At 43.9% G+C, this 20,888-nt stretch carries 18 protein-coding genes; 4 read left to right on the top strand and 14 right to left on the bottom strand.

Features of this window, described 5'->3' with window-relative positions; all coding sequences use genetic code 11:
- Positions 1-49: 49 nt before the first annotated feature.
- Complete coding sequence (locus A5882_RS07200; protein ID WP_086372593.1) at positions 50-1,717, bottom strand: heparinase II/III family protein; 1,668 nt, start codon at positions 1,715-1,717, stop codon at positions 50-52.
- On the bottom strand, positions 1,714-2,562 hold the full coding sequence (locus tag A5882_RS07195; protein WP_034878078.1) for a hypothetical protein: 849 nt from the start codon (positions 2,560-2,562) through the stop codon (positions 1,714-1,716). Before A5882_RS07195 ends, A5882_RS07200 begins: the two co-directional genes overlap by 4 nt.
- Before the next feature lie 169 nt (positions 2,563-2,731).
- Between A5882_RS07195 and A5882_RS07190 the strand changes: the two genes are divergently transcribed.
- Positions 2,732-4,567 (top strand): DUF2264 domain-containing protein, encoded by a 1,836-nt coding sequence (locus A5882_RS07190; protein WP_086372591.1) that lies wholly within the window; start codon positions 2,732-2,734, stop codon positions 4,565-4,567.
- Positions 4,568-4,807: 240 nt separating this feature from the next.
- Here the strand turns inward: A5882_RS07190 and A5882_RS07185 are convergent, their stop codons facing one another.
- Both A5882_RS07185 and A5882_RS07180 read right to left on the bottom strand, forming a co-directional pair.
- On the bottom strand, positions 4,808-5,293 hold the full coding sequence (locus A5882_RS07185; protein ID WP_086316848.1) for a hypothetical protein: 486 nt from the start codon (positions 5,291-5,293) through the stop codon (positions 4,808-4,810).
- A gap of 91 nt (positions 5,294-5,384) precedes the next feature.
- Positions 5,385-6,152: an AraC family transcriptional regulator gene (locus tag A5882_RS07180; RefSeq protein WP_086316847.1), complete on the bottom strand. Its 768-nt coding sequence runs from the start codon at positions 6,150-6,152 to the stop codon at positions 5,385-5,387.
- A 101-nt stretch (positions 6,153-6,253) separates the two neighbouring features.
- On the opposite strand from A5882_RS07180, the gene A5882_RS07175 reads away from it, so the two are divergent.
- Positions 6,254-7,786: an alpha-N-arabinofuranosidase gene (locus tag A5882_RS07175; RefSeq protein ID WP_086372590.1), complete on the top strand. Its 1,533-nt coding sequence runs from the start codon at positions 6,254-6,256 to the stop codon at positions 7,784-7,786.
- 243 nt (positions 7,787-8,029) lie between these two features.
- On the opposite strand, the gene adhE is transcribed toward A5882_RS07175, so the two are convergent.
- The 8 genes from adhE to A5882_RS07135 form a co-directional block, all read right to left on the bottom strand.
- Positions 8,030-10,621, bottom strand: a complete 2,592-nt coding sequence (gene adhE / locus A5882_RS07170) for a bifunctional acetaldehyde-CoA/alcohol dehydrogenase (RefSeq protein WP_010748754.1) — start codon at positions 10,619-10,621, stop codon at positions 8,030-8,032.
- Between the two features lie 381 nt (positions 10,622-11,002).
- Entirely contained in the window at positions 11,003-11,521 is a 519-nt protein-coding gene (locus tag A5882_RS07165; protein WP_086372589.1) for a GrdB-related putative oxidoreductase, read from the bottom strand.
- A 17-nt stretch (positions 11,522-11,538) separates the two neighbouring features.
- The gene (gene celB / locus A5882_RS07160; protein WP_034872054.1) at positions 11,539-12,894 is read right to left on the bottom strand and encodes a PTS cellobiose transporter subunit IIC; all 1,356 of its coding nucleotides are present in this window, start codon (positions 12,892-12,894) and stop codon (positions 11,539-11,541) included.
- Between the two features lie 68 nt (positions 12,895-12,962).
- Positions 12,963-13,295 carry a PTS sugar transporter subunit IIB gene (locus A5882_RS07155; protein WP_086372588.1) on the bottom strand — a complete coding sequence of 111 codons (333 nt, stop codon included), beginning with the start codon at positions 13,293-13,295 and terminating at the stop codon, positions 12,963-12,965.
- A 39-nt stretch (positions 13,296-13,334) separates the two neighbouring features.
- Entirely contained in the window at positions 13,335-14,282 is a 948-nt protein-coding gene (locus tag A5882_RS07150; RefSeq protein ID WP_086372587.1) for a N(4)-(beta-N-acetylglucosaminyl)-L-asparaginase, read from the bottom strand.
- A gap of 124 nt (positions 14,283-14,406) precedes the next feature.
- Complete coding sequence (locus tag A5882_RS07145; protein WP_086372586.1) at positions 14,407-15,708, bottom strand: Sapep family Mn(2+)-dependent dipeptidase; 1,302 nt, start codon at positions 15,706-15,708, stop codon at positions 14,407-14,409.
- 25 nt (positions 15,709-15,733) lie between these two features.
- A complete protein-coding gene (locus tag A5882_RS07140; RefSeq protein ID WP_005232165.1) occupies positions 15,734-16,462 on the bottom strand; it encodes a GntR family transcriptional regulator, LSA1692 subfamily in 729 nt (242 codons plus the stop codon).
- A gap of 26 nt (positions 16,463-16,488) precedes the next feature.
- Positions 16,489-17,331, bottom strand: a complete 843-nt coding sequence (locus A5882_RS07135; RefSeq protein WP_005227341.1) for a YitT family protein — start codon at positions 17,329-17,331, stop codon at positions 16,489-16,491.
- A gap of 247 nt (positions 17,332-17,578) precedes the next feature.
- Between A5882_RS07135 and A5882_RS07130 the strand changes: the two genes are divergently transcribed.
- Positions 17,579-18,010 carry an Hsp20/alpha crystallin family protein gene (locus tag A5882_RS07130; RefSeq protein ID WP_008376072.1) on the top strand — a complete coding sequence of 144 codons (432 nt, stop codon included), beginning with the start codon at positions 17,579-17,581 and terminating at the stop codon, positions 18,008-18,010.
- 131 nt (positions 18,011-18,141) lie between these two features.
- Here A5882_RS07130 and yajC read toward each other — a convergent pair whose 3' ends face one another.
- A complete protein-coding gene (gene yajC / locus A5882_RS07120) occupies positions 18,142-18,483 on the bottom strand; it encodes a preprotein translocase subunit YajC (protein WP_005232170.1) in 342 nt (113 codons plus the stop codon).
- A gap of 83 nt (positions 18,484-18,566) precedes the next feature.
- The gene (gene tgt / locus A5882_RS07115) at positions 18,567-19,712 is read right to left on the bottom strand and encodes a tRNA guanosine(34) transglycosylase Tgt (RefSeq protein WP_005227333.1); all 1,146 of its coding nucleotides are present in this window, start codon (positions 19,710-19,712) and stop codon (positions 18,567-18,569) included.
- A gap of 198 nt (positions 19,713-19,910) precedes the next feature.
- Between tgt and A5882_RS07110 the strand changes: the two genes are divergently transcribed.
- Entirely contained in the window at positions 19,911-20,621 is a 711-nt protein-coding gene (locus A5882_RS07110; protein ID WP_061053705.1) for a DUF975 family protein, read from the top strand.
- The last annotated feature ends 267 nt before the right edge of the window (positions 20,622-20,888 follow it).

The raw sequence follows: 20,888 nt of genomic DNA, 5'->3' as shown, positions 1-20,888 counted from the left end.
TGTCTTCTTGCATTGATCAACGTCATTGCAAGGAAGCACCGCATCCTTCTCACCCTTTTTTTATTTTAATGGTCGTTTTGATTTCCCCTGTCTGCTCAAGCGCGTATTCGGCTTGAATCAAATACGCTTGTGCCTGTACACCATGGTGATCTTGATAAGTGACTGGCTGTATTTGGATCTTATCACTGGTAAAACCAAGAACACAGCGTGCTTTTTTTGTCATTAGTTGAACGATCTTATCTTGCACCATTGGTGGTATGTTCGTAATAAAGTTTTCCACCACCAGATTCTTTGGTTGGTGCTCGTCAAAGACAAAATGGTCTTCGATCGTTACTTGTTGCTGCGAGACCACGAAGCGCCGCTGGTATTCAGTGACCGCTGCTTTCGGATAGAACGCACTGAGGTCTAAGTCAAATTGCTGGTCATTAACCTGTAGCACCGTTGCTTCCTCGGCTGTTGGGCGTTGGGTGTGCTGGTTGATTATTGGCAGCGAATGACTGATTGCGGCTGCGGGAAAGTAGTGATAGCGCGTGTTCTCGTCAAAATACTCTTTGGTGTATTCCCCTGCACCAAGGTCCGTCAGAAACAACTCCTCTGTCGTTCCTAAGGCAAAATGACCGACATCGAGATGATTGTGGCTTTCTTGATTGCTCCCCCCTTTGGCAGCAAAAAAGAGATCCTGCTGCACATCTTTTGCAACGAACCACTGCGCTTGTTCAAAATAGTGATGAAACGAGGCATTCGTTTCTCGTGTGATCGCTTCGTTATGCCAATACAAATTTCGATAGCTATGGGCAAACCGGTAGCAAGGATCAAAATCTAACGGACTGACCCCCGATAATTGGGGAACCGCCACGCCCAAATGCTCGTAGCAATAACTGACCAAACCACTAGGCAGTTCGATCGCCGAATAATCAGAAAAAGGAATGTAATGCCCTGGAGAAATCATCGTGTAATAAGGAAAAGCGGCAATTTTTCTGATTTTAGGCTGCTTTAGGTAGGTGTCTTCTTGCAATACTTCTGCTAACAATTGCGCATAATACAGAAAATAACCAAACCCATACGCCCAGTATCCAACACCTTCTACACAAGCACCATCTTCGCCAAAGCTGTTAAGATAGCTTTGCATTGCGGTATCCAATCGTTTGATCATCCGCAATTGTCGCTCACTTTTTTTCGGCAATACATAGAGCGCCGTCATTCCAAGACAGCCACCAATGACCGCGGACCAATTGTTCTCTTTTGTCTCCCACTCCCAGGTTTGCTCCTCGAAGGGTAAAAAAAGCCGTTGATCGATCTCATACAACACTCGTTCTGTGATGACTGGTGAAAGGTCTCCCCCAATCAGCATCAACAATTCCGCTAAGGATTGCCCAGTTTCAGCTGCAAAAAGATCGACTGTGTGGCGCGCTTGCGAAGAAAACTGGCCATCGACAATCGGCAGATGCGCTGGCAGACACCATGTATATTCATTGCAGATTTCCCAAATCACTTGCTCCAGCAGCACTTTGATCGCTGCCTTACGCTCCATTTCATAAGCAAGTCCTAAAACCACCAACATCCGTCGGCGGGCAAAATAATGGGATTCGAAGACAACACGATTCCCCGATTCGAGATACTCTTGATAGCCTTGATAAGGCAAATAGGGAATCTCACCAGTGTCAAGATAAGCCTGTGCCGCCTGTAAAATTTCTTCTTTTACCTCTGCTGGATTCACGCGTTTTCCTCCTGAATAGAGCGTCCGAAGACTTCGATTTGGGTCAACGCTGGAAATGGTGAGGGATCGTCATTTTGGATCAGTTCATGCAATTTTACCCAAGTGACCGTTCGCGGCTGGAAAGAAAACCGTTGAGGCTGGCTGCTTTTGACCGTATGCAAGATTTCTTGACTCCCATCGGAAAACGCCAACGTGACTTGTTGCCAATAGCTATCATGGGGAAAATCCGCCCGTAACGTAAGCGCACATTGGTCGATGCTGACCTCATGACCAAAGTCGATCGTCAAAGCGGCATCTGCTTGTTGATTGATCCCCCATGAGCCATAGGGATAATTGCCATGAGACGTATTGGCAAAAATGCCATCAATAGCGTTACAAGCGAAAAACGTCGCATCATCTCTTGTTTCAACATTGGCATGGGCATGCGGATAGGCACCCAAGAATTCTTTTTGATCATGAGGGTTTAAGGCGACGTTGCGGTAAGCCGCTAGTTCTTCTTTTGTTGCTACCCGCACACTCAAATAGTGACTTTTCCCAGCAAAACGGCCTTCTGGCGCAGCTTCTTTGGCATTTTTACTAAGATTTACGGGGTAGATCCACTCGTTGCCTTTGATGTACACCAAAGTAGTCGCCAGCGTTTCATCGAGTGTGACCCACACAAATTGTCCGCTGCGTGAGAGCGAAACAACGATTTTATCTCCGTCCTCGTAACAACACTCTTGGGATGCCAACGTGACAAAGTCTTCCGCCGTCGCTTGCAGAAGGGTAGATTCACTTTCAGGTGCTCGTTTGCCTTGTTTTACTTGATGCTTTTGGTCATAAATCGTTAAGGAAATCTGGGTCATTGCATGTAGCTCCTCTCGTATTTTCTCCATTATAGCGATGTCGACAAAAAAATGTAACTGTTTCCAGCGATTTTTTACTATTTTTTTACTTAAAACCGAGAAATGCAACAGTTTCCATTTCTTTATTTTACTAAATAAAGTAAAATAACAACTAAAAGGAGCTGTTTGCATGAGAAACTTCCAAGAAGCATTAAGTAAGAACCCTCTTCGAACCAAAACCGATCTAGAAGAGGCCCTTGTTGATCTGGTCACTCCCATATACGAATGTATGGCACAACAAGGAACTCCCGGGAGGGTCCACCTAGGAAATTCAGGAGCGGTGTACAATCAGGAAAAGAGTGACATCGAAGGCTTTTTACGGACACTCTGGGGATTGGGCCCATTGTTCAGCCAAGAAGAAGCGTGTCTTCGTTTCCCAAAACTTTTTCAACAAGCCAATGCCGGGATCGTTGCAGGCACCACCCCGACCTCTCAGGAGTACTGGGGAAAATTGCATGACTATGACCAATTGTTTGTGGAAATGGGTGCCCTTGCTAGCTATTTGATTTTTACCAAACCGATCTTTTGGGATCGCCTCACACCAAGAGAGCAAACGAATCTCTTTGATTGGCTCAACCAGATCAATCAGCACACGATCCCTAAAACCAATTGGCTCTTCTTTCGGATTTTAGTCAATACCTTCTTTGAAATGGCAGCATTGCCTTTTGTAGAAACCACCCTTTTGGCTGATCAAGAAGAGATCGAGAGGTATTACTTAGCAGACGGCTGGTATTTTGATGGCTATGAAAATCAAATCGACTATTATATTCCTTTTGGGATGCAATACTACGGACTCCTTTACAGTGTTCTTACCTGTCGTTCCCAATGCCCTTATCAGTTTAACTACCGTCAAAGAGCCGCTACGTTTGCTCAATCCTTTAAGCAGTGGTTCACAAAAACCGGTGCGGCATTGCCTTTTGGCCGTAGTCTAACGTATCGGTTTGCGCAATCAAGTTTCTTTGCCGTCGGTGCTTTCGCCGATATAGAATATGAAGGCTTCACAAAAAATGAAGGAAAATATTTACTGTTACAAAACATGCGTTACTGGTTTCGCCAACCAATCTTTACGCAAGAAGGCTTTTTAAGTATTGGCTATGCCTACCCCAACCTAAATATGGCTGAAGGCTATAACGCACCAGGATCGCCTTATTGGGCTTTCAAAAATTTCTGTGTATTGGCAATCCCAGCGGATGCTGAATTTTGGACGCTTGAGGAGCAGGTGCCAACCTTTGCCACACAGGTGCGCAATCTTCATAGTCGGATGCTCTTGGTGCATAACCAAGAAGGCACAGAATTGCAAGCTTTCACGGTGGGGCAGCATTCCCACGAACATGCTCACGGCAATGCCAAATACGAAAAGTTTGTCTATTCGACAACGTTTGGGTTTAGCGTACCGAAAGCAACCGTTTTATTGAAACAAGGTGCTTATGATAATACATTGGCGATCTCAGAAGGGCAGACGGATTTTAAAACGGCTTTTGGTTATGAAGCCTTTGCGATTGAAGATGACTACGTCTATAGTCGCTGGCGTCCCTACGAACAGGTCATCATCGAAACCTTTGTGATTCCGATGTATCCTTGGCATCTGCGTTACCATCGGATTCAAACGGATCGAAGGTTGCAACTGGTCAATGGCAGCTTTGCAGCACCGGCTGATGGTACTGCGTTTTCTAGCAAAGAAGGCACCTTTTATCAAAGCTCGGTTGGCTGTGTTGGTATCAAAACCTTCGCGACGCATCAAGAGGGTACCCTCTTGATGCCAGAACCCAACACGAATCTACTTTATAGTCGAACAGTCATCCCTCAAGTAAGCAAAACCGTTCTCGCCGGACAACAGGAATGGCTCGTTGCGTGTTTAGGCAATGCCTTTTCTGATCAGATCCCACCCTTTGATGTCACTATCACAGCGGACAAAATAACAATGAGCAAAGGGGATCAGAGAAAAACTATTCAGCTTAACTACTAGCAAAAAATTATTGGCAAATGCTAGTAGAAAAGCTACCGAAAACACCTTTCTGATTTACGGGATTGAAGAATGCCCCCCCAGAAGTTCGATTTCTAACGTTTCAGCGTCGGTACCTTCTGATCTCTCCGTTTCTATTGGCAAAGAGCAAAAAAATACTTGTACCACAAAACGGTTCTTCACACATTGTGAAGCGCCGTTTTTTTGGTACAAGTGATTCATGTTTTGATTGACGATCAGTGCTTATTTCCCGAAAAGCTTTTGGAGAAATCCTTTTTTCTCAGAGACTTCCTTTGTTTCAGTCACCTGAAGCGGTCCAGTTTCCTTCACGACTTGCTGAAAGCCACGATTGTCTTGCAGCAACAGACCGTTTAGTTCCAGGATCCCAGACAGACTGCCAATCATCCGCCGCACTTCTCCCGCACTTTTGCCGAAAAAGCGCTGGTCGTCATTTGCTTCGGCTTCTTCCAAAATAACCAGCAGCTGCTGGATGCTTTGATTTTGTTCACCTAAGACGTACGACAACTGGTCAACTTCCACTGTTGTAGTTGCCGCTGACGGTACTAAATCTGTTATGAGCTTTAAGCTATCTAAATAATCCTTTAAGTCAAAAATGAACGTTTGTGCCGCTTCATTATTCATTAATTGGCTTTGACTCAATTTTCTTTGTAGCGCTTCCAATTCACTTGAACGTTTAGAAAGTTCGCTTACGATCATTTCTATATCCATATGCCACCTCCTAATGACATTGTCCCGTTTTCTCTTTCATCCGTCAAGAATTCGTCGGACTTTTTTCTGCGTTTTTACCAATCACCCCTGACTATTGCTCCTGTTGGTACTTTGTGGGTGCACAGCCATAGCGCTTCGCAAAGAGCCGATTAAAATGGTTGATGTTTTGGAACCCAGATTGAAACGCCGCCTCTCGAATCGTTAGTGTTTCGTTGCTGCGTAGATAAAAAAACTTTTGAAACCGAGCTTGCAATAAATCTTCTTTGGGCGTGGTATGAAAAAACTGTTGATAGAGCTTGTAGAATTGGCTTTTACCGATGGAAAGCTCTCGGCTAAACTGGTAAAAATCCCATTGCTGTTCGCAATTGACTAACATTTTCAACCGCATCGCTTGAAACAGTTGATAGTGTTCGTTTTGTGGTTGCGGAATGCTTTCTTCAAAATTGCGTTCAAGTAAGACCAATAGATTTGTCATATACGCCGCAATCAATTCTTGCGTGTGCCGTTGTGGCAACAAGGATTCATGATTGATCTTTTGGATCAATTTGTTGATTTGTTGAATGTTTTTCGGCTGGAACAGTTGGTTGCAAGGGATCGCATAGGTTTCTTCGATCACCTGATCCGTTTGAAACTCAACAAAGCTATTAAAAAAATCTTCTTTGCCACGATAATCTTGATAGACGGTTGGAGGAAAAAGAATGCAGTTACCTTTTTCACTGGTTTCTTGATGACCATCTTCAAAAGTGAAAACCATTGGAGACAACGTCAACACGAAAAGATAATGCTTTAAGCCAGAGGGGCGATAAATATGATCGGAAACAGCATTGTGCATTTGAAATCCTGAATAGGTTACGTTCAACTTCTCACTCCTTCCTACTTGCCTTTAGTATAAAGAAAACGGACAAAACATCAATAGAATAAGACAGAATGTAGTGTTTATTTTCAAGGACTATCGCTACAATGAAAGAAAAGATAGGGGTTGCAACATTGAAGAAAACTACGATGTATTTAGACAAACACTTTATTTTGGCACCAGTCGACGAACGGATCTATGGCTCTTTTGTGGAGCACTTAGGGCGCTGTGTGTACGAAGGGATCTATCAACCAGAAAGTCCTTTTGCCGATGAGCAAGGCTTTCGTCAAGATGTCGTTACCTTGATCAAGCAGTTGAATGTGCCGATCGTCCGTTACCCAGGAGGCAACTTCGTCTCTGGGTATAAATGGGAAGATAGCGTCGGACCTAAAGAGCAACGGCCAGCAAAAATCGATTTGGCCTGGCGGGTGATCGAGAGCAATCAGTTCGGCTTAAACGAATTTATGGATTGGACCAAAGAAGTCAATACGGCACCGATGATGGCGATCAATCTTGGGACACGAGGAATCGAAGCAGCGAAAAACTTGATCGAATACACCAATTTAAAAGGCGGCAGCTATTATAGTGATCTCCGTCGTACCCATGGGGTGGCCGATCCTCATGACATCAAACTTTGGTGTCTAGGCAATGAAATGGACGGCCCTTGGCAAGAAGGACATAAGACAGCCGATGAATATGGCCGTCTCGCAGAAGAAGCTGGCAAAGCGATGCGTCTGGTGGACCCAACGATCGAAACCGTTGCTTGTGGTAGTTCTTCTCTCACGATGCCGACCTTTGGCATGTGGGAAGATACAGTATTAAGTCATTGTTACGATCAAGTCGACTACATTTCCATGCACCAATATTATGGCAACCGTAGCGGCGATAGCCAAGATTATCTAGCAAGCAATGTCGCAATGGATCAGTTCATCAGTCAAGTCGCAGCGATCTGTGATGCGGTGAAAGCCAAACGCCGAAGCAAGAAGACGATCAATATTTCCTTCGACGAATGGAACGTCTGGTATCACTCAAATGAACAGGATCAAAAAATTGAACCTTGGAGTCAACACCCACCACAATTAGAAGACGTCTATCACTTTGAAGATGCGTTACTCGTCGCAAGCATGATGATCACGATGCTTCATCACGCAGATCGCGTTAAAATCGCCTGCATGGCACAGCTGGTCAACGTGATCGCACCGATCATGACTTCCGATACTGCCGCTTGGAAACAAACGATTTTTTATCCCTATGAAATGATCAGCAACTATGGTCGCGGTCACGTGTTGCATAGCATCCTTCGAGGAGCTGATTTCGATAGCAGCCACGGAAAAGCTTCTTATGTGGATGCCATTGCGATCGAAAACGAAGATGACTATTTGACCTTTTTCTTGGTAAATAAGGATTTGCAGGATGCCAACGAATTCACTTGCGACTTGCGTCAATATGATTCATTGCAAATCGCTACCCATCAAGTGTTGCACCACCCAGACTTGCATGCCGTCAATACCGAAGCAACCCCGAACAACGTTGTGCCCGTCAATGGAAAAACAGCGGAATTGAATGACGGCATTTTGCGTGTCGTCTTGGAAAAACAAAGCTTCCAGATGCTACGCTTGAAGAAAAACGGCAGCAAGTAACGAGCGTATCTGTTTTAGCCAAAAAAAGCAGCAGCCTTGGTGACATCCTGAAAAAACGAGACTTTTACGGAGTGGAGACATCCACTCCTTTTTTATGATCCCCCCTGTTCAATTGCTATTTTTCGCATTCTTAACTGATCTGGGCAAAAAGGCGGCAACTGCCAGCTTGTTTTCCAAAAAAAGAGACGACAAAAGAACACCCTGCGGCAGCTAAGATACCGCAGGGTGTTCTTGACTCATTGTTTAGCCGTTATAGGCATCAACGATGATTTGTTTCAATTCAGAGATTAGTGGTTCTTTTGGATTTGCTGTTGTACATTGGTCTTCGTAAGCCAATTCAGCCATGCGATCAACTGTTGTATCTAGTGTTTGTTGAGTGACGCCTTGCGCTTTCAAGCTCATGTCGATACCCACAGATTGTCCTAATTCGTAAACAGCTGTTGCCAATGCTTCAACCAATTCAGCCGTTGTTTTGCCTTTAAGGCCTAAGAATTTCGCAATGTCTGCGTAATCTGTATCGGCACGGAAGAAGTCATATTTAGGGAACATTGCATGTTTTTGTGGGTCTTTGGCATTGTAACGGATAATGTGCGGTAAAAGAATCGCATTTGTACGTCCGTGAGGAATACCATATTCACCACCGATTTTGTGGGCTACTGAGTGACAAATACCTAGGAATGCATTGGCGAAGGCCATACCTGCCATTGTTGAAGCATTATGCATTTTTTCGCGAGATTCCATATCAGGTGTTTTCACTGATTTTTCTAAGTAGTCAAAGACTAACTTGATTGCTTGTAAGCTCAATCCACGAGTGTAATCAGATGCCATTACTGACACATAAGATTCGATCGCATGAGTCAAAACGTCCATTCCAGTGTCTGCTGTAACAGAAGCAGGTACTGACATTACGAATTGAGGGTCAACGATTGCAACATCTGGTGTCAATGCGTAATCAGCTAATGGGTACTTCACGTGTGTTTCACTGTCAGTGATAACCGCAAATGGTGTTACTTCAGAACCAGTACCAGACGTTGTTGGGATACAAACGAATTGCGTTTTTTCTGGTTTGTCGATCTTGTATGTCCGTTTACGGATATCTAAGAATTTTTGTTTTGCGCCGAAGAATGAAGTATCTGGGTGCTCATAGAACATCCACATGCCTTTGGCAGCATCCATTGCTGATCCACCACCAAGAGCGATCACTGTATCTGGTTTGAAATCAACCATCATTTTTGTTCCAGCGTAAACGGTGTTTGTTGATGGGTTTGGTTCTACATCAGAGAAGACTTCGATTTTCACGTCATTTTTACGACGAGCAAGTACTTCACGGACCGTATCGCAATAGCCGAATTGAACCATACCAGGGTCACAAACGATCATGACACGTTCAACGTTTTCCATTTTCTCCAAGTACATTAGAGAGTTCTTTTCAAAGAAGATTTTTGGTGGCAATTTAAACCATTGCATATTATTTCTCCGTTTCGCTACAGTTTTCACGTTGATCAAGTTCACGGCAGAAACATTTCGTGATACAGAGTTTTTCCCGTATGAACCACAACCAAGTGTCAATGATGGAATCATTTCGTTGTAGATATTTCCGATACCACCTTCTGCAGATGGTGTGTTAACTAAGATACGGCAAGCTTTCATGCGTAGGCCGAAGGCTAATTGCAAGTCTTCGTTTTCAGTGTGGATCACCGCTGTATGGCCTAATCCGCCTAAATCAAGCATTGCTTCACATTTTTCGAACGCGTCTTCTGTGTTGTTTGCTTTGATCATTGCTAAAACTGGAGAAAGTTTTTCTCTTGATAGTGGGTAATCAGCACCGACACCGTCAAGTTCAGCGATCAATAATTTTGTTCCTTCTGGTACGTTGATGCCTGCTAATTTCGCGATTTCCATTGCTGAATGTCCAACGATTGCTGGATTTACGGCATATTTTCCTTCGTTCATCACGGCATCTTCAAGTTTTTGTAATTCTTTTGCTTTTACAACATATACTTGATGTGCTTCAAATTCTGCTTTCACAGAGGCATAGACTTCTTTATCAACGATCACTGCTTGTTCAGAGGCACAGATCATTCCGTTATCAAAGGTTTTTGATACGATCAAGTCATTGACTGCTCGTTTCACTTTCGCTGTTTTTTCGATATAGGCAGGTACGTTCCCTGGTCCAACACCTAATGCAGGTTTACCAGTTGAGTATGCTGCTTTGACCATGCCAGCGCCACCAGTTGCTAATACGATCGCAATTCCTGGGTGGTTCATCAATAAGCCAGTCGCTTCGATTGATGGATGTTCGATCCATTGCACACAGTTTTCAGGTGCCCCAGCAGCGATGGCCGCATCACGAACGATACGTGCAGCTTCTGCTGAACATTTTTGTGCAGATGGGTGGAAAGCAAAAACGATCGGGTTACGTGTTTTCAAAGCGATCATTGCTTTAAAGATCGTTGTAGATGTTGGGTTGGTTGTTGGTGTTACCCCACAAACGACACCAACTGGTTCAGCGATTTCGATCAAGCCTTTTTGTTTGTCTTCATTGATCACGCCGACTGTTTTGTCATGTTTGATACTGTTCCAAATATATTCTGAAGCGTACATGTTTTTGATCGCTTTATCTTCATAGATACCACGGCCAGTTTCTTCTACTGCCATTTTAGCTAAAGGCATGTGTTTGTCTAATGCTGCCATTGCCATTTCATGAACAATGTGGTCCACTTTTTCTTGATCAAAGCTTTCCATTTCTTTTAACGCCACATTTGCCTTCGTTGCTAAATCGTCGATCATTGCTTGTACGTCGATTGTCACTTCTTTTTCCAATGTCTTAGCCATTGTATGTCCTCCTAGTTTTTAAACATGTTTTGTTTGTTAACTACTTCACATACAGATCATACAACATCTTTTTTCGTTTGTAAATAGTTTTTGTGATTTTTTTCACAGTTTATTAAACTCCCTTTAAATTAAGCGTTTTCAAGAGCTTTTAAGGAAAAGAAGTGGACAAAAGTTTCGGTTTTTATTAAGAAAAATGTCATGTGCTCAGTTGAACAATAGGTTTAAAAAATTTTTGTTCACTTTTGAAAAAAATCACTCTTCCTTCTACTATTTTATCTAAGATTGCCGTATACTCCCTCTAGTATTCTGCCCTTCTTTCAATGGCTATTAGTGTCTATTGAGGACAAAAAAACGACCAGCCATCGCTGATCGTCTTTCTCTTTAAAACAAATCCTCTTGGTCTACTTCTGTTAGAGGCTTCCCGTGGGCAAGCTGGGAAACAACGTGCGCCATCTTTTTGTAGGAATCATTCAATCCAATCCCACCTTTTTTCGGCATCTTCAAAATATAGATGTCTTTGGCATAGATTGCCACTGCTGGGTTTTCCTCTGACATCGCTGCAGCCCCTGGAATTCCTTGCGCATTGAATACTTTCGTCAATCCTGCTGCCATTTCGCCAAAATTAGGATAATGCATCGCAGGTCCGCAAAGAACGGCATCTGCTTCAATTTTTTTGGCAAACCCCACAAATTTTTTATTCACTTCTTCTTGATGCTCGTGATAATATTGGTCACCACAATAAAGCGTTGCAACGATTTGTGCGTCTTGCTCTTGAAAAAGTGGATTCAAGGTTCGACCTGGACCAAGGGCAGCTTTTTTGCCGCTTGGCGGCAACTGAGCATTTTCATCACTTCCCATCCCTGCAGTGACATGATTAAGAATCAAAATTATTTTTTTCATGAGCGGTGCCTCTTTTCTTACAGATCATCAAAATCGAAATCATCAAAATTGATTTCCTCTTCTTCTTGTTCAACAGCATCCGCTTCTTCTTTTAGATATTGATTATCTAAGACTTTGATAAACGGGTAATAAATAGCCATTCCTAAGAGGATCAACAAGACTTGTAACACGGCCGCTTGCCAACCACTGACTAAGAAACCAGAAATAATCGGTGGCGTGGTCCATGGCAGCTGAATTCCATTGGTATAGTTGACTAACCCAAGATCCATACAGAAGTAAGAGATAATAATATTGATCGTTGGCACTAAAGCAAAAGGAATCAGCAGAACTGGATTCAAGACGATTGGTAACCCAAAGATGATTGGTTCATTGATCCCGAAAATACCTGGAATCAACGATAACTGTGATAGTTTTTTGACCCTTTGGCTTTTACAGACTAAGATCATGACTAAAATCAAAGATAATGTCGAACCGCCCCCGCCAAAGGTCGCGAACATGTCTTGAAATTGACCGGTGATGATGTTAGGAATTTCTGCGCCATTCTTGAAAGCATCTAAGTTTTCAATAGATAATGCCCGTAAGATAGGGTTGAAGACGGCACCGACCACACTGGAACCATTGATCCCAAAGAACCAGAAAAAATGCAAAAATAGGTAAGCTATGATCATGGCACCTAAAGTATTTCCTAAACTTAACAACGGTGTCTGTAAGAACTTAAAGAGGATCTCTTGGAGATTGCCATAAGACGTCAAGTTGGCTAACCAGTTGGCGATCATAAAAACCGTCACGATCACAAAACTAGGAATCAATGCCTCAAAGGATTTCACCACGGTTGGGGGAACACCGTCAGGCATTTTGATCGTCCACCCTTTGCGTAATAACGCAACGAACATTCTGGTGGAAATCAAGGCAACGACCATCCCTAAGAACAAACCGCTGGAACCCATCCACCGTAATGGCAGGCTGCCAACTTCATACACTTCCGTAGAGCCTTCTGGTGTGAAAACGGTCGTAAATGGTGTCACGATAAAAAAAGAAACGAGTGAAATAATGGCTGCTTGCATGGCATCAACTTTAAACTGTTTTGCCAAACTATACCCGATCCCACCAACGGCTAAAATCGTCATAATGTCAAAGCTGGCTGTTGCTGGCATATTCAACATCGTTGCCCAGTTGTCTCCCAGCAAACTGCTCATCATCTCGTTCCAATTTGGAATCGGAAAATTGGTCAAGACTAAAAAGAGTGACCCCACGATCAACAACGGTGTGGATAATAAGAAACCATCACGAATCGCAATCAAGTATTTGTTTTCACCGATCGTCTTTGCCATCGGTGTTAACACTTTTTCTAACCAGTTTAAAAATTTCTGCATTTTTCTTCCTCCCATCTGCGTGCTATCTGGCAGATAACACGTAGTCCCCTGTTACTCCAACACTTTTATTACTTTGCTTTGGCTTTTTTGATCAAGCTTAAGGCATCTTTCAATGCTCGTTCGCCATCCATCATGCCGTATGCTTCTGCCGCGATCGTGCCGACTGGAATCCCCATTGGCTCGAAAGTTGCTTTCATTTTGCTATCTAAGTGTCGTACTTGTGGACCTAACAAAATAGCAACTGGTTTTTCTTGTTCGACTTTTTCTTCTGCATGGATTGCAGGGAATGCTTCGATCGTCAAAGGCATGTTGTGCTTTTTGACGACTTCCATCATTTTATTGACCATGATACTCGTTGACATTCCAGCTTCACAAAACAAATAGATTTTTTTCGTTGCCATATCCATTCCTCCAATGTTTGTTTTTCTCAATCGCGGTTGTTAGACCGGCGCTTTGATTCGTTCTTCATACGCTTCCAACCATTCTTTCGTAATAGGCTCGATCATGGTTGTCTGCTCAGGTCCTGGCGTTGCCATAAAAATAGCTGGCGCTTGTTTGGTGGTTGCGACACTAAAGGTAAATTCTACATTGGTTGCCACGCCCCAGCGCCCCTGTTTATCTAAAGCGATCAGCGAGAAGGCGCCGGCTTTGCCGTAGCGCTTCTTCAATCGCGCTTCAAAGTCGTAAACGGCTTGATCACATGCTTCTTGCGGTGCTAGTCCTTCTCCCATCAAACGGACGATTTCGTAGGAAAGGCAGCCTTTCATCAAGTCTTCCCCTAACCCTGTGGCAGCGGCACCGCCGATTTCACTATCCACATAAAAACCAGAACCAGATAAAGGTGAATCGCCGACACGACCGCTTTTTTTCATAAATAAACCAGAGCTCGAGGTTCCTGCTGCCATGCTTTGGTGTTCATCCAGCGCAACTACTCCCACTGTATCATGGCCGTCATAGGGATCGAGGTTGTTGGCAGCGATCTCTGCTTTGCGCTTTTCCCAAATGGTTTTGGCTCGCGGTGTCAGCATCTCTTTGGGCTGGAATCCTTCGGCAAGCGCATAAGCGACCGCTCCTTGGCCGATCCGAAAACTATTGAATTTCTCCTCACTTAGGCTGCGTGCCACGGAAATAGGATTTTCCACATCGACGATCCCAGCGACGGCACCAATTTTGAAGGTATCACCATCCATGAAGGCAGCGTCCATTTCCAACACGCCTTCTTCGTTGGGCAGCCCGCCATACCCCACCGATTTATAAAATGGATAATCTTCCACTGCTTTAATGGCTGTTTCTACTGCATCTTGGCAGGAGCCTTGTTGCTCTAATAGTGCTTTAGCAGCGAGCACGCCATCGTGTGCCATCCGCCATGTAGCAATCATTCCCCACATAAATATCCCTCCATTTTTCATAGCGCTTTCAAGTATATTCTATACGGTATATACTACTATGTCTATACTAAAAAAAGAGTTTCTCAAAAAAAATGGAAAAACTCTTCTTCGTTCGTGTCTTCGCTTATTTTGTCAGTGCTTGTAAACTGCGCAAATAAATTTCAAGATTCATCCGCAGATCGGCAACCGCCATGTACTCATCTTGGTTATGAGCGATCCCTTTTTGCCCTGGAAAAGACGGACCAAAAGCAAGGATGTTTGGCATTTTGCGGGCGTAGGTTGCTCCTGTGGTGGTCACGGGAGTTGGATCATTGCCCGTTACTTGGTGATAGATCGTCGATAGCGTTTGGATTTCGGGGGCATCTTTTGATCGGCAGAACCCCGGAATGCTGCGAAGGATCGTAAGGCTTGCCCCTTCTGGCAATGCCTTTTGCACCCCAGCGAGCACTTGTTCCTCCGTTACCGATACAGGATAGCGAAAGGCCACTTCTAACACTAGTCCACTGGCGGATTTTTGGAGAACCACAGGTGTCAAGATCAATTTTCCTGAGTCGGCATCTTCTAGTACCAAATCAATGCCTTCGCCATAGTGCTGCTGGTGAAAACTTTGGGCGATCCACTGCAAAGCTGCTTGCACGGACGGTGTCGCCGCTAGTTGCGGTGCTGCTTGCTGCGCAAGTTTTGTAATGGCGTTGTCCCCTAGCTCAGGGGCATTGCTAGGGGAGCGTTTGCCTAGTGCTTCAAAGGACTGGCTGCCTATGGTTACCGATAGGTGGTCTGGCACATGATCGCGGAATTGATCGCCAGAAAACGCCGCTAACAGCTGCTGTTCTTGGGCGGGCAATGGAAAATCAAGTTGCACATTGACGACACCTCGTTCGCCGTAAACTACTGGATACTTGCAGTCTGGCGTAAAACCAAAACGCGGTGGCTGCTCAACCGCTAGATAATGTGGGATATCCGACATGCCGCTTTCTTCATCTGTACCGAAAATGATCCGCAGCGGTAATTGCGGTTGATGCCCAAGGTCTTTCAACAATTTCATGGCAAACAAACAGCTGATGATCGGGCCTTTGTTGTCTAAGATCCCTCGGCCATAAAAGTTGCCGTCCTTTTCAGTTAGTGCAAACGGTGGGTAGCTCCAGCCAGAACCTGCCGGGACGACATCCAAGTGTCCTAACACACCGATATAGTCGGTATCCGTTGGTCCCCAATGGGCATAGCCGATCGCATCATCAATGACCGTTGTTTGAAACCCGTATGCTGCGCTTTTTTCCATGATGTATGCTAACACTTCTCGTGGTCCCTTGCCATAAGGCGCATGGGGCCCCGGCTCACCTTTGACGCTTGCAATCTGCATCACTTCGCTCAAAAGCGTGAGAAATTCTGGCCAATTGGCTTCAATACTTGCTGTGAGTGGATCCATTGTCTTCACCTCTAAAGGATTGATTTTATTTTTGACGCACTAATGTATTTTTGAAGGTGTATTTGTCTGCTCGGTAATAGGATGTATCGTATAAGATCGGTTTGGCTGATGCGGAATAGGTCATCGAATGGACTAAAAGCATCGGTTCCTCTTGAGGCACCTGTAAAAGTTTCGCAATATCGGCTGGACTTTTTACAGCTTCCACCTCTTGATGGGAATAACCAATCTCGATGTTGGCTTCAATGACTTGATACAAAGACGACTCCAATTGAGCTTTCGTGAGTTCTGCGGTGTCTTCTTGCAGATAGCGTTTCAGTACGTAAAGATTTTCCACCGTCATCGGCTCATCATCAAAGTAACGCAAGCGCACCAAATAAACGATCGGTTCCTTGGCGTAATCACCAAACAACTGACCAATCTCTATCGGGAGCTCTTTGACGGTTTCGATATGCAGAACTTCCGTACGGGTCTTTTTCCCTTGGACCTTTGCAGTTTCAGTAAAACTTTGAAGGCCGCCGGAGCCGCTTTGGATCTTGGGCTGTTTCATGACATAGGTTCCTTTGCCTTTTTCTTTCACTAACAAATTCTGGCCAATCAATAGATCGATGGCTTTGCGCACCGTTAAACGGCTGCACTGAAATTCCTCTGCTAAATCATAATCGGAAGGAAGCTTTTGACTCGTCACGTACGTACCTTCATGAACCCGTTGCGCAATCTGCTGGGCAACTTCTTGAAATACTGCTTGTTTTTTCAACGTCTCTCCTACTTTCTTTCACTTTGCTACCATTCATAAAACGATCGATTGGCACTGACGCCAGAAGAAACACTGACAAATGCTTGTTCATCGATTCCTTGGATCATGCCTTCGACAGTCTTGAGTTCTCTATGGGAAATGACCAGTAATAATAGTTTTTTCTGTTGATGATCAAATCCACCTTCGACATCGTTGATGACCGTGATGCCTCGCTGCAAGGCACATTGCAACGTCGTAATGACGGGTTCTGCTTTTTCTGTAACGACCAGCAGCTGCACACGCCGCTGCTTCAGGTTGACGTAGTCGACCATCCGTCCACTGATGAAGAAGGAAATAGCACTATAAAAAGCATAGGGCCAGCCAAAGATCAGCCCGGCTGCTAGCTGCAAACTAACATTGAAGCCGATAAAGAAACTACCGATACTTCTACCAGTGGCTTTTTTCACTAAAATCCCTAAAATATCAAGCCCACCCGTTGAAAAATCGTCGTTCAATGTCAAGCCCACCGACACCCCGTGCAGCAATCCGCCGAACACGGCACAGATCACCGGATCGGTCGTTAAAGCAATGACCGGTACCACCTTCATCATAACAGAAGACAGGACGACGGTACAAACCGTCATGATGGTAAATTCTCGATCGATTTTGACCCAAGCAACCGCTAACAATGGCGCATTAAAAAAAAGCACCAAAAGCGGGATCGAAAGCTGCAGATTCAACTGCTCGTCTAAAAGCTGCGACAACAATTGCGACAAACCAGTGATCCCACTCGCATAAATATTTCCCGGCAGCCAAAAGAGATTTAAGGCAATCGACGACAACAATGCATAGATCAAAGCAACAAGCATTCGTTTTCTATAACGTGCCATGTTTTTCCTCCTCCACTTCACTTTTAGTATATATCATTAAGTATATACTGTCACGCGAAAAAAGCAGGCGAAATGAGGGGGGGAACGGAAACGAAGCAATGTAAAAACACGCTAAAATTAAGGAGTAAAATGTTGGTATCAAAGGTTTTTAAAGATTTTTTTAAAGTGAGTAAATCACTTGAGATTCTCTGAAAAATGAATAAAATAAAAAGTGTAAAAACAAAAGAACAAAGAAAGGATGATTCTTATGACACATGAGATTGTGCCACGCCGCTCAGATTCATACAGTATGACACCTTTTGATTTCTTTGAAGATTTTGGCCGCAGTTTTTTTGATGGGTTTCCATCGAACCTGATCAAAACCGATATTCACGAGAATGACAATGAATTTCTCGTTGAAGCAGAACTGCCTGGCATCCCTAAGGAAAATATTCAAGTAACCTATGAGAATGGGGTTTTAACGATTACGGGACAACACCAGACGGATCATGCGACCGAAGATGAAAAAGGACGTCTGGTTCGCAGCGAGCGCAGCTTGACAAGCGTTCGACGGCAATACCTGTTAGAAAACGTCAAAGAGGATGAAATCAAGGCCTCTTACGCTGAAGGAATTTTGAAATTGACGTTGCCAAAAGATCAAGGCAAACAAGCGTCAAAGAAACTGATTCCGATCGAGTAGCGAAGGCAATCAAAACACTGCAGCAAAACGAGCGATCTCTGTTTTGCTGCGGTGCTTGTTTTATTTTAGAAACTGTCCGACTACTAAAAAAACGCACCATCGCTTCTGAGAAAGCGACGGTGCGTTTGTGCTTATTCTTTGGTTTCGTCTTGGATGCTCGTTGCGTCTTCGACATCAGCTGGTTCGATTTGTGTCTCAACGGATGCAACAGTTCCAGGTTTCACTGTGCGGATCGCTGAACGATCAAACTCTAAGAAAATTCCTTCACAGTCGATGATCACGGTGCTTTTTTCTGTGTTGACTTCAGAAAGAACACCGTGGAGTCCGCCGATGGTTACGACTTCATCGCCAGCTTTCATATTTTCTAAAAGATTTTTACGCTCTTGCTGTTGTTTCTTTTGTGAACGACTCATAAAGAACCACATTGCCACTAAAGCAACCAGCATAAAGAGCATTGGTAAAGATTGTGCCATTTTTTTCACCTCGATTTATTTTCTTTCCTATAAGATACTTTATCAGAATTCCTCTATTATTCCCACCATTTTAGTAGAGAATGTTAGAAATTCCTCGCATTTTCCTTGTTGAACCCATACTCTTCAATAAAATGCTCACGGAACTCCAACAAGTTGTCATCCATGATGGCTTGACGGACGTTTTTCATCAGATTCAATAAGAAGTAGACATTGTGGTAAGACGTCAAACGCATACCAAAGGTTTCGTCACATTTGATCAAGTGACGAATATACGCACGAGAATAGTTTTTACATGTATAGCAATCACACTTCTCGTCGATTGGTCGAAAGTCACGGGCATATTGCGCATTTTTCACGACTAAACGACCTTTTGAAGTCATACAGGTACCGTTTCTTGCGATCCGTGTTGGTAAAACGCAGTCGAACATATCGACACCGCGAATCACGCCATCGATCAAGGAGTCCGCTGCCCCAACGCCCATCAGGTAACGTGGTTTGTTTTCTGGAATCCAAGGGGTCGTAAATTCCAACACGCGATTCATTTCCGCTTTTGGTTCGCCAACTGACAGGCCGCCGATGGAATAACCTGGGAAGTCCATACTAATCAAGTCTTGGGCACTTTGCTTGCGCAAATCTTCAAAGCCTGCACCTTGAATGATCCCAAACAAGCCTTGACGATCTGGATTGGCATGAGCTTTCAAGCCACGTTCTGCCCAGCGAGACGTCCGTTCCACCGATTTTTTGACATAGTCATAGCTTTCATCAAATGGCGGACACTCATCAAAACTCATCATGATGTCTGATCCTAATTTGTTTTGGATATCAATCGCTTTTTCAGGAGATAAAAACATTTTCGACCCATTCAAATGGTTTTTGAAATGGACACCTTCTTCGACGATGTTGCGCATTTCGGCTAATGAAAAGACTTGGAAACCACCTGAATCTGTTAAGATCGGTTGATCCCAATTCATAAATTTATGTAAGCCGCCTGCTTCTGCAACAATGTCTTCTCCTGGACGCAACCACAAGTGATAGGTATTGCTTAAAATGACGCCTGCACCCATCTCTTTCAACTCTTCAGGGGCAAGGGTTTTGACCGTTGCTAATGTGCCGACTGGCATGAACATTGGCGTTGGAAAGGTTCCGTGAGGCGTGATCAGTTCGCCTAAACGGGCACCGGTATGCTTTTCTTTCTTTATCAGACGATAACGAATGGCTGGTTCCGTCATTCATTTCCCTACTTTCTCTCTAAACTCGATTAACTGTGCAACCCTATCTATGATAAGGGTTGCCCTTACATTTTGCAAGGAAGTTTAAAGAAACTAAGAGTATTTTCTCCTAGTTATGCGAAACATCTATTACTTTTTTTTGAAGATTTAGCGAAAGTTTGCTATCATGTTATTTATATTGAAGGGAGGTTTTTTGAAATGAAATCAAATAGAGAACTAAAAGCAGAAGCAAAAGCAATCCTGCGAGGACGCTGGAAAGACAGTGTTTTGATGTGTATTGTACCGACTTTGATCTCGATCGCTATCGCACTCGTCATTATCGTTCTTGCTGTTATTCCATTGTATCAAAGCGGTATGTTCAATGATCTTGGTTCTACCGATGCAGTCAATTCCGCTGGCGGAAGCGGTGGCAGTGGTGGCGGCGGTTTGATCAGCGGTCTATTTTCTGCCTTATTCGGTGCGGGGATCTCTTGGACTTTCCTTGACATTTTACGCGGTAAGAAGCAATCGATCCAGCCCTTTTCTGATGTCTTTCGTGGCTTCAGTGGTGCTTTCGTGTTAGGGATCATCGTCATCTATATTTTGTCGACTATTTTCACGACGTTGTGGACGTTCCTGTTTATCATTCCTGGGATCATCAAAGCTTATTCTTATTCTCAAGCATATTTTGTCTTTTATGATACCTACGAAGAAACCGGTATGCGGCCAGATTTTCTCAGCTGTATCACGGGGAGTCGTCATTTAATGAAAGGCTACAAAGGACAATTGTTCATCCTAGATTTGAGCTTCATTGGCTGGCACATTTTGGCCATCATGACAGCAGGAATCGGCTACTTATGGTTGACGCCATACATCAGTGCAACCAAAGCAGCATTCTATGACAATCTGCCTAAACGAGCACTTGCTTAAAAGATCGGTTCGCCGGTCTTTTTTTTTTTGAAGAAAAGAATCGTTTTCTTTTGCAAACGCTTCCGTTTCGTGTTATAGTATACGTGTAAGGAAGGTAGCAACTCTGTTGGTGGTTTTCGTAAATATCGCAAACTCAATCTACTAAAAGTTGTTGAACGTACAAGTTTCACCTAGTACCAAACGTGTAAAGTAACAAGAAGAAAAACGTAACAAGGATCGAACATTTCCATATCGAAAAATGATACGTCTCATTTTGTATCGGAATAC

The sequence above is a fragment of the Enterococcus sp. 4E1_DIV0656 genome (assembly GCF_002140695.1).
GTDB lineage: Bacteria > Bacillota > Bacilli > Lactobacillales > Enterococcaceae > Enterococcus_D > Enterococcus_D entomosocium.
The sequence above is the reverse complement of the archived record's forward strand: the minus strand, read 5'-3'. Positions and strand labels throughout refer to the sequence as shown.

Coding starts and splice junctions, on each gene's coding strand:
- A5882_RS07195 (WP_034878078.1), bottom strand. CDS start 2,562: ATGACCCAGATTTCCTTAACGATTTATGACCAAAAGCATCAAGTAAAA.
- A5882_RS07190 (WP_086372591.1), top strand. CDS start 2,732: ATGAGAAACTTCCAAGAAGCATTAAGTAAGAACCCTCTTCGAACCAAA.
- A5882_RS07185 (WP_086316848.1), bottom strand. CDS start 5,293: ATGGATATAGAAATGATCGTAAGCGAACTTTCTAAACGTTCAAGTGAA.
- A5882_RS07175 (WP_086372590.1), top strand. CDS start 6,254: ATGAAAGAAAAGATAGGGGTTGCAACATTGAAGAAAACTACGATGTAT.
- adhE (WP_010748754.1), bottom strand. CDS start 10,621: ATGGCTAAGACATTGGAAAAAGAAGTGACAATCGACGTACAAGCAATG.
- A5882_RS07165 (WP_086372589.1), bottom strand. CDS start 11,521: ATGAAAAAAATAATTTTGATTCTTAATCATGTCACTGCAGGGATGGGA.
- celB (WP_034872054.1), bottom strand. CDS start 12,894: ATGCAGAAATTTTTAAACTGGTTAGAAAAAGTGTTAACACCGATGGCA.
- A5882_RS07155 (WP_086372588.1), bottom strand. CDS start 13,295: ATGGCAACGAAAAAAATCTATTTGTTTTGTGAAGCTGGAATGTCAACG.
- A5882_RS07150 (WP_086372587.1), bottom strand. CDS start 14,282: ATGTGGGGAATGATTGCTACATGGCGGATGGCACACGATGGCGTGCTC.
- A5882_RS07145 (WP_086372586.1), bottom strand. CDS start 15,708: ATGGATCCACTCACAGCAAGTATTGAAGCCAATTGGCCAGAATTTCTC.
- A5882_RS07135 (WP_005227341.1), bottom strand. CDS start 17,331: ATGGCACGTTATAGAAAACGAATGCTTGTTGCTTTGATCTATGCATTG.
- A5882_RS07130 (WP_008376072.1), top strand. CDS start 17,579: ATGACACATGAGATTGTGCCACGCCGCTCAGATTCATACAGTATGACA.
- yajC (WP_005232170.1), bottom strand. CDS start 18,483: ATGGCACAATCTTTACCAATGCTCTTTATGCTGGTTGCTTTAGTGGCA.
- tgt (WP_005227333.1), bottom strand. CDS start 19,712: ATGACGGAACCAGCCATTCGTTATCGTCTGATAAAGAAAGAAAAGCAT.
- A5882_RS07110 (WP_061053705.1), top strand. CDS start 19,911: ATGAAATCAAATAGAGAACTAAAAGCAGAAGCAAAAGCAATCCTGCGA.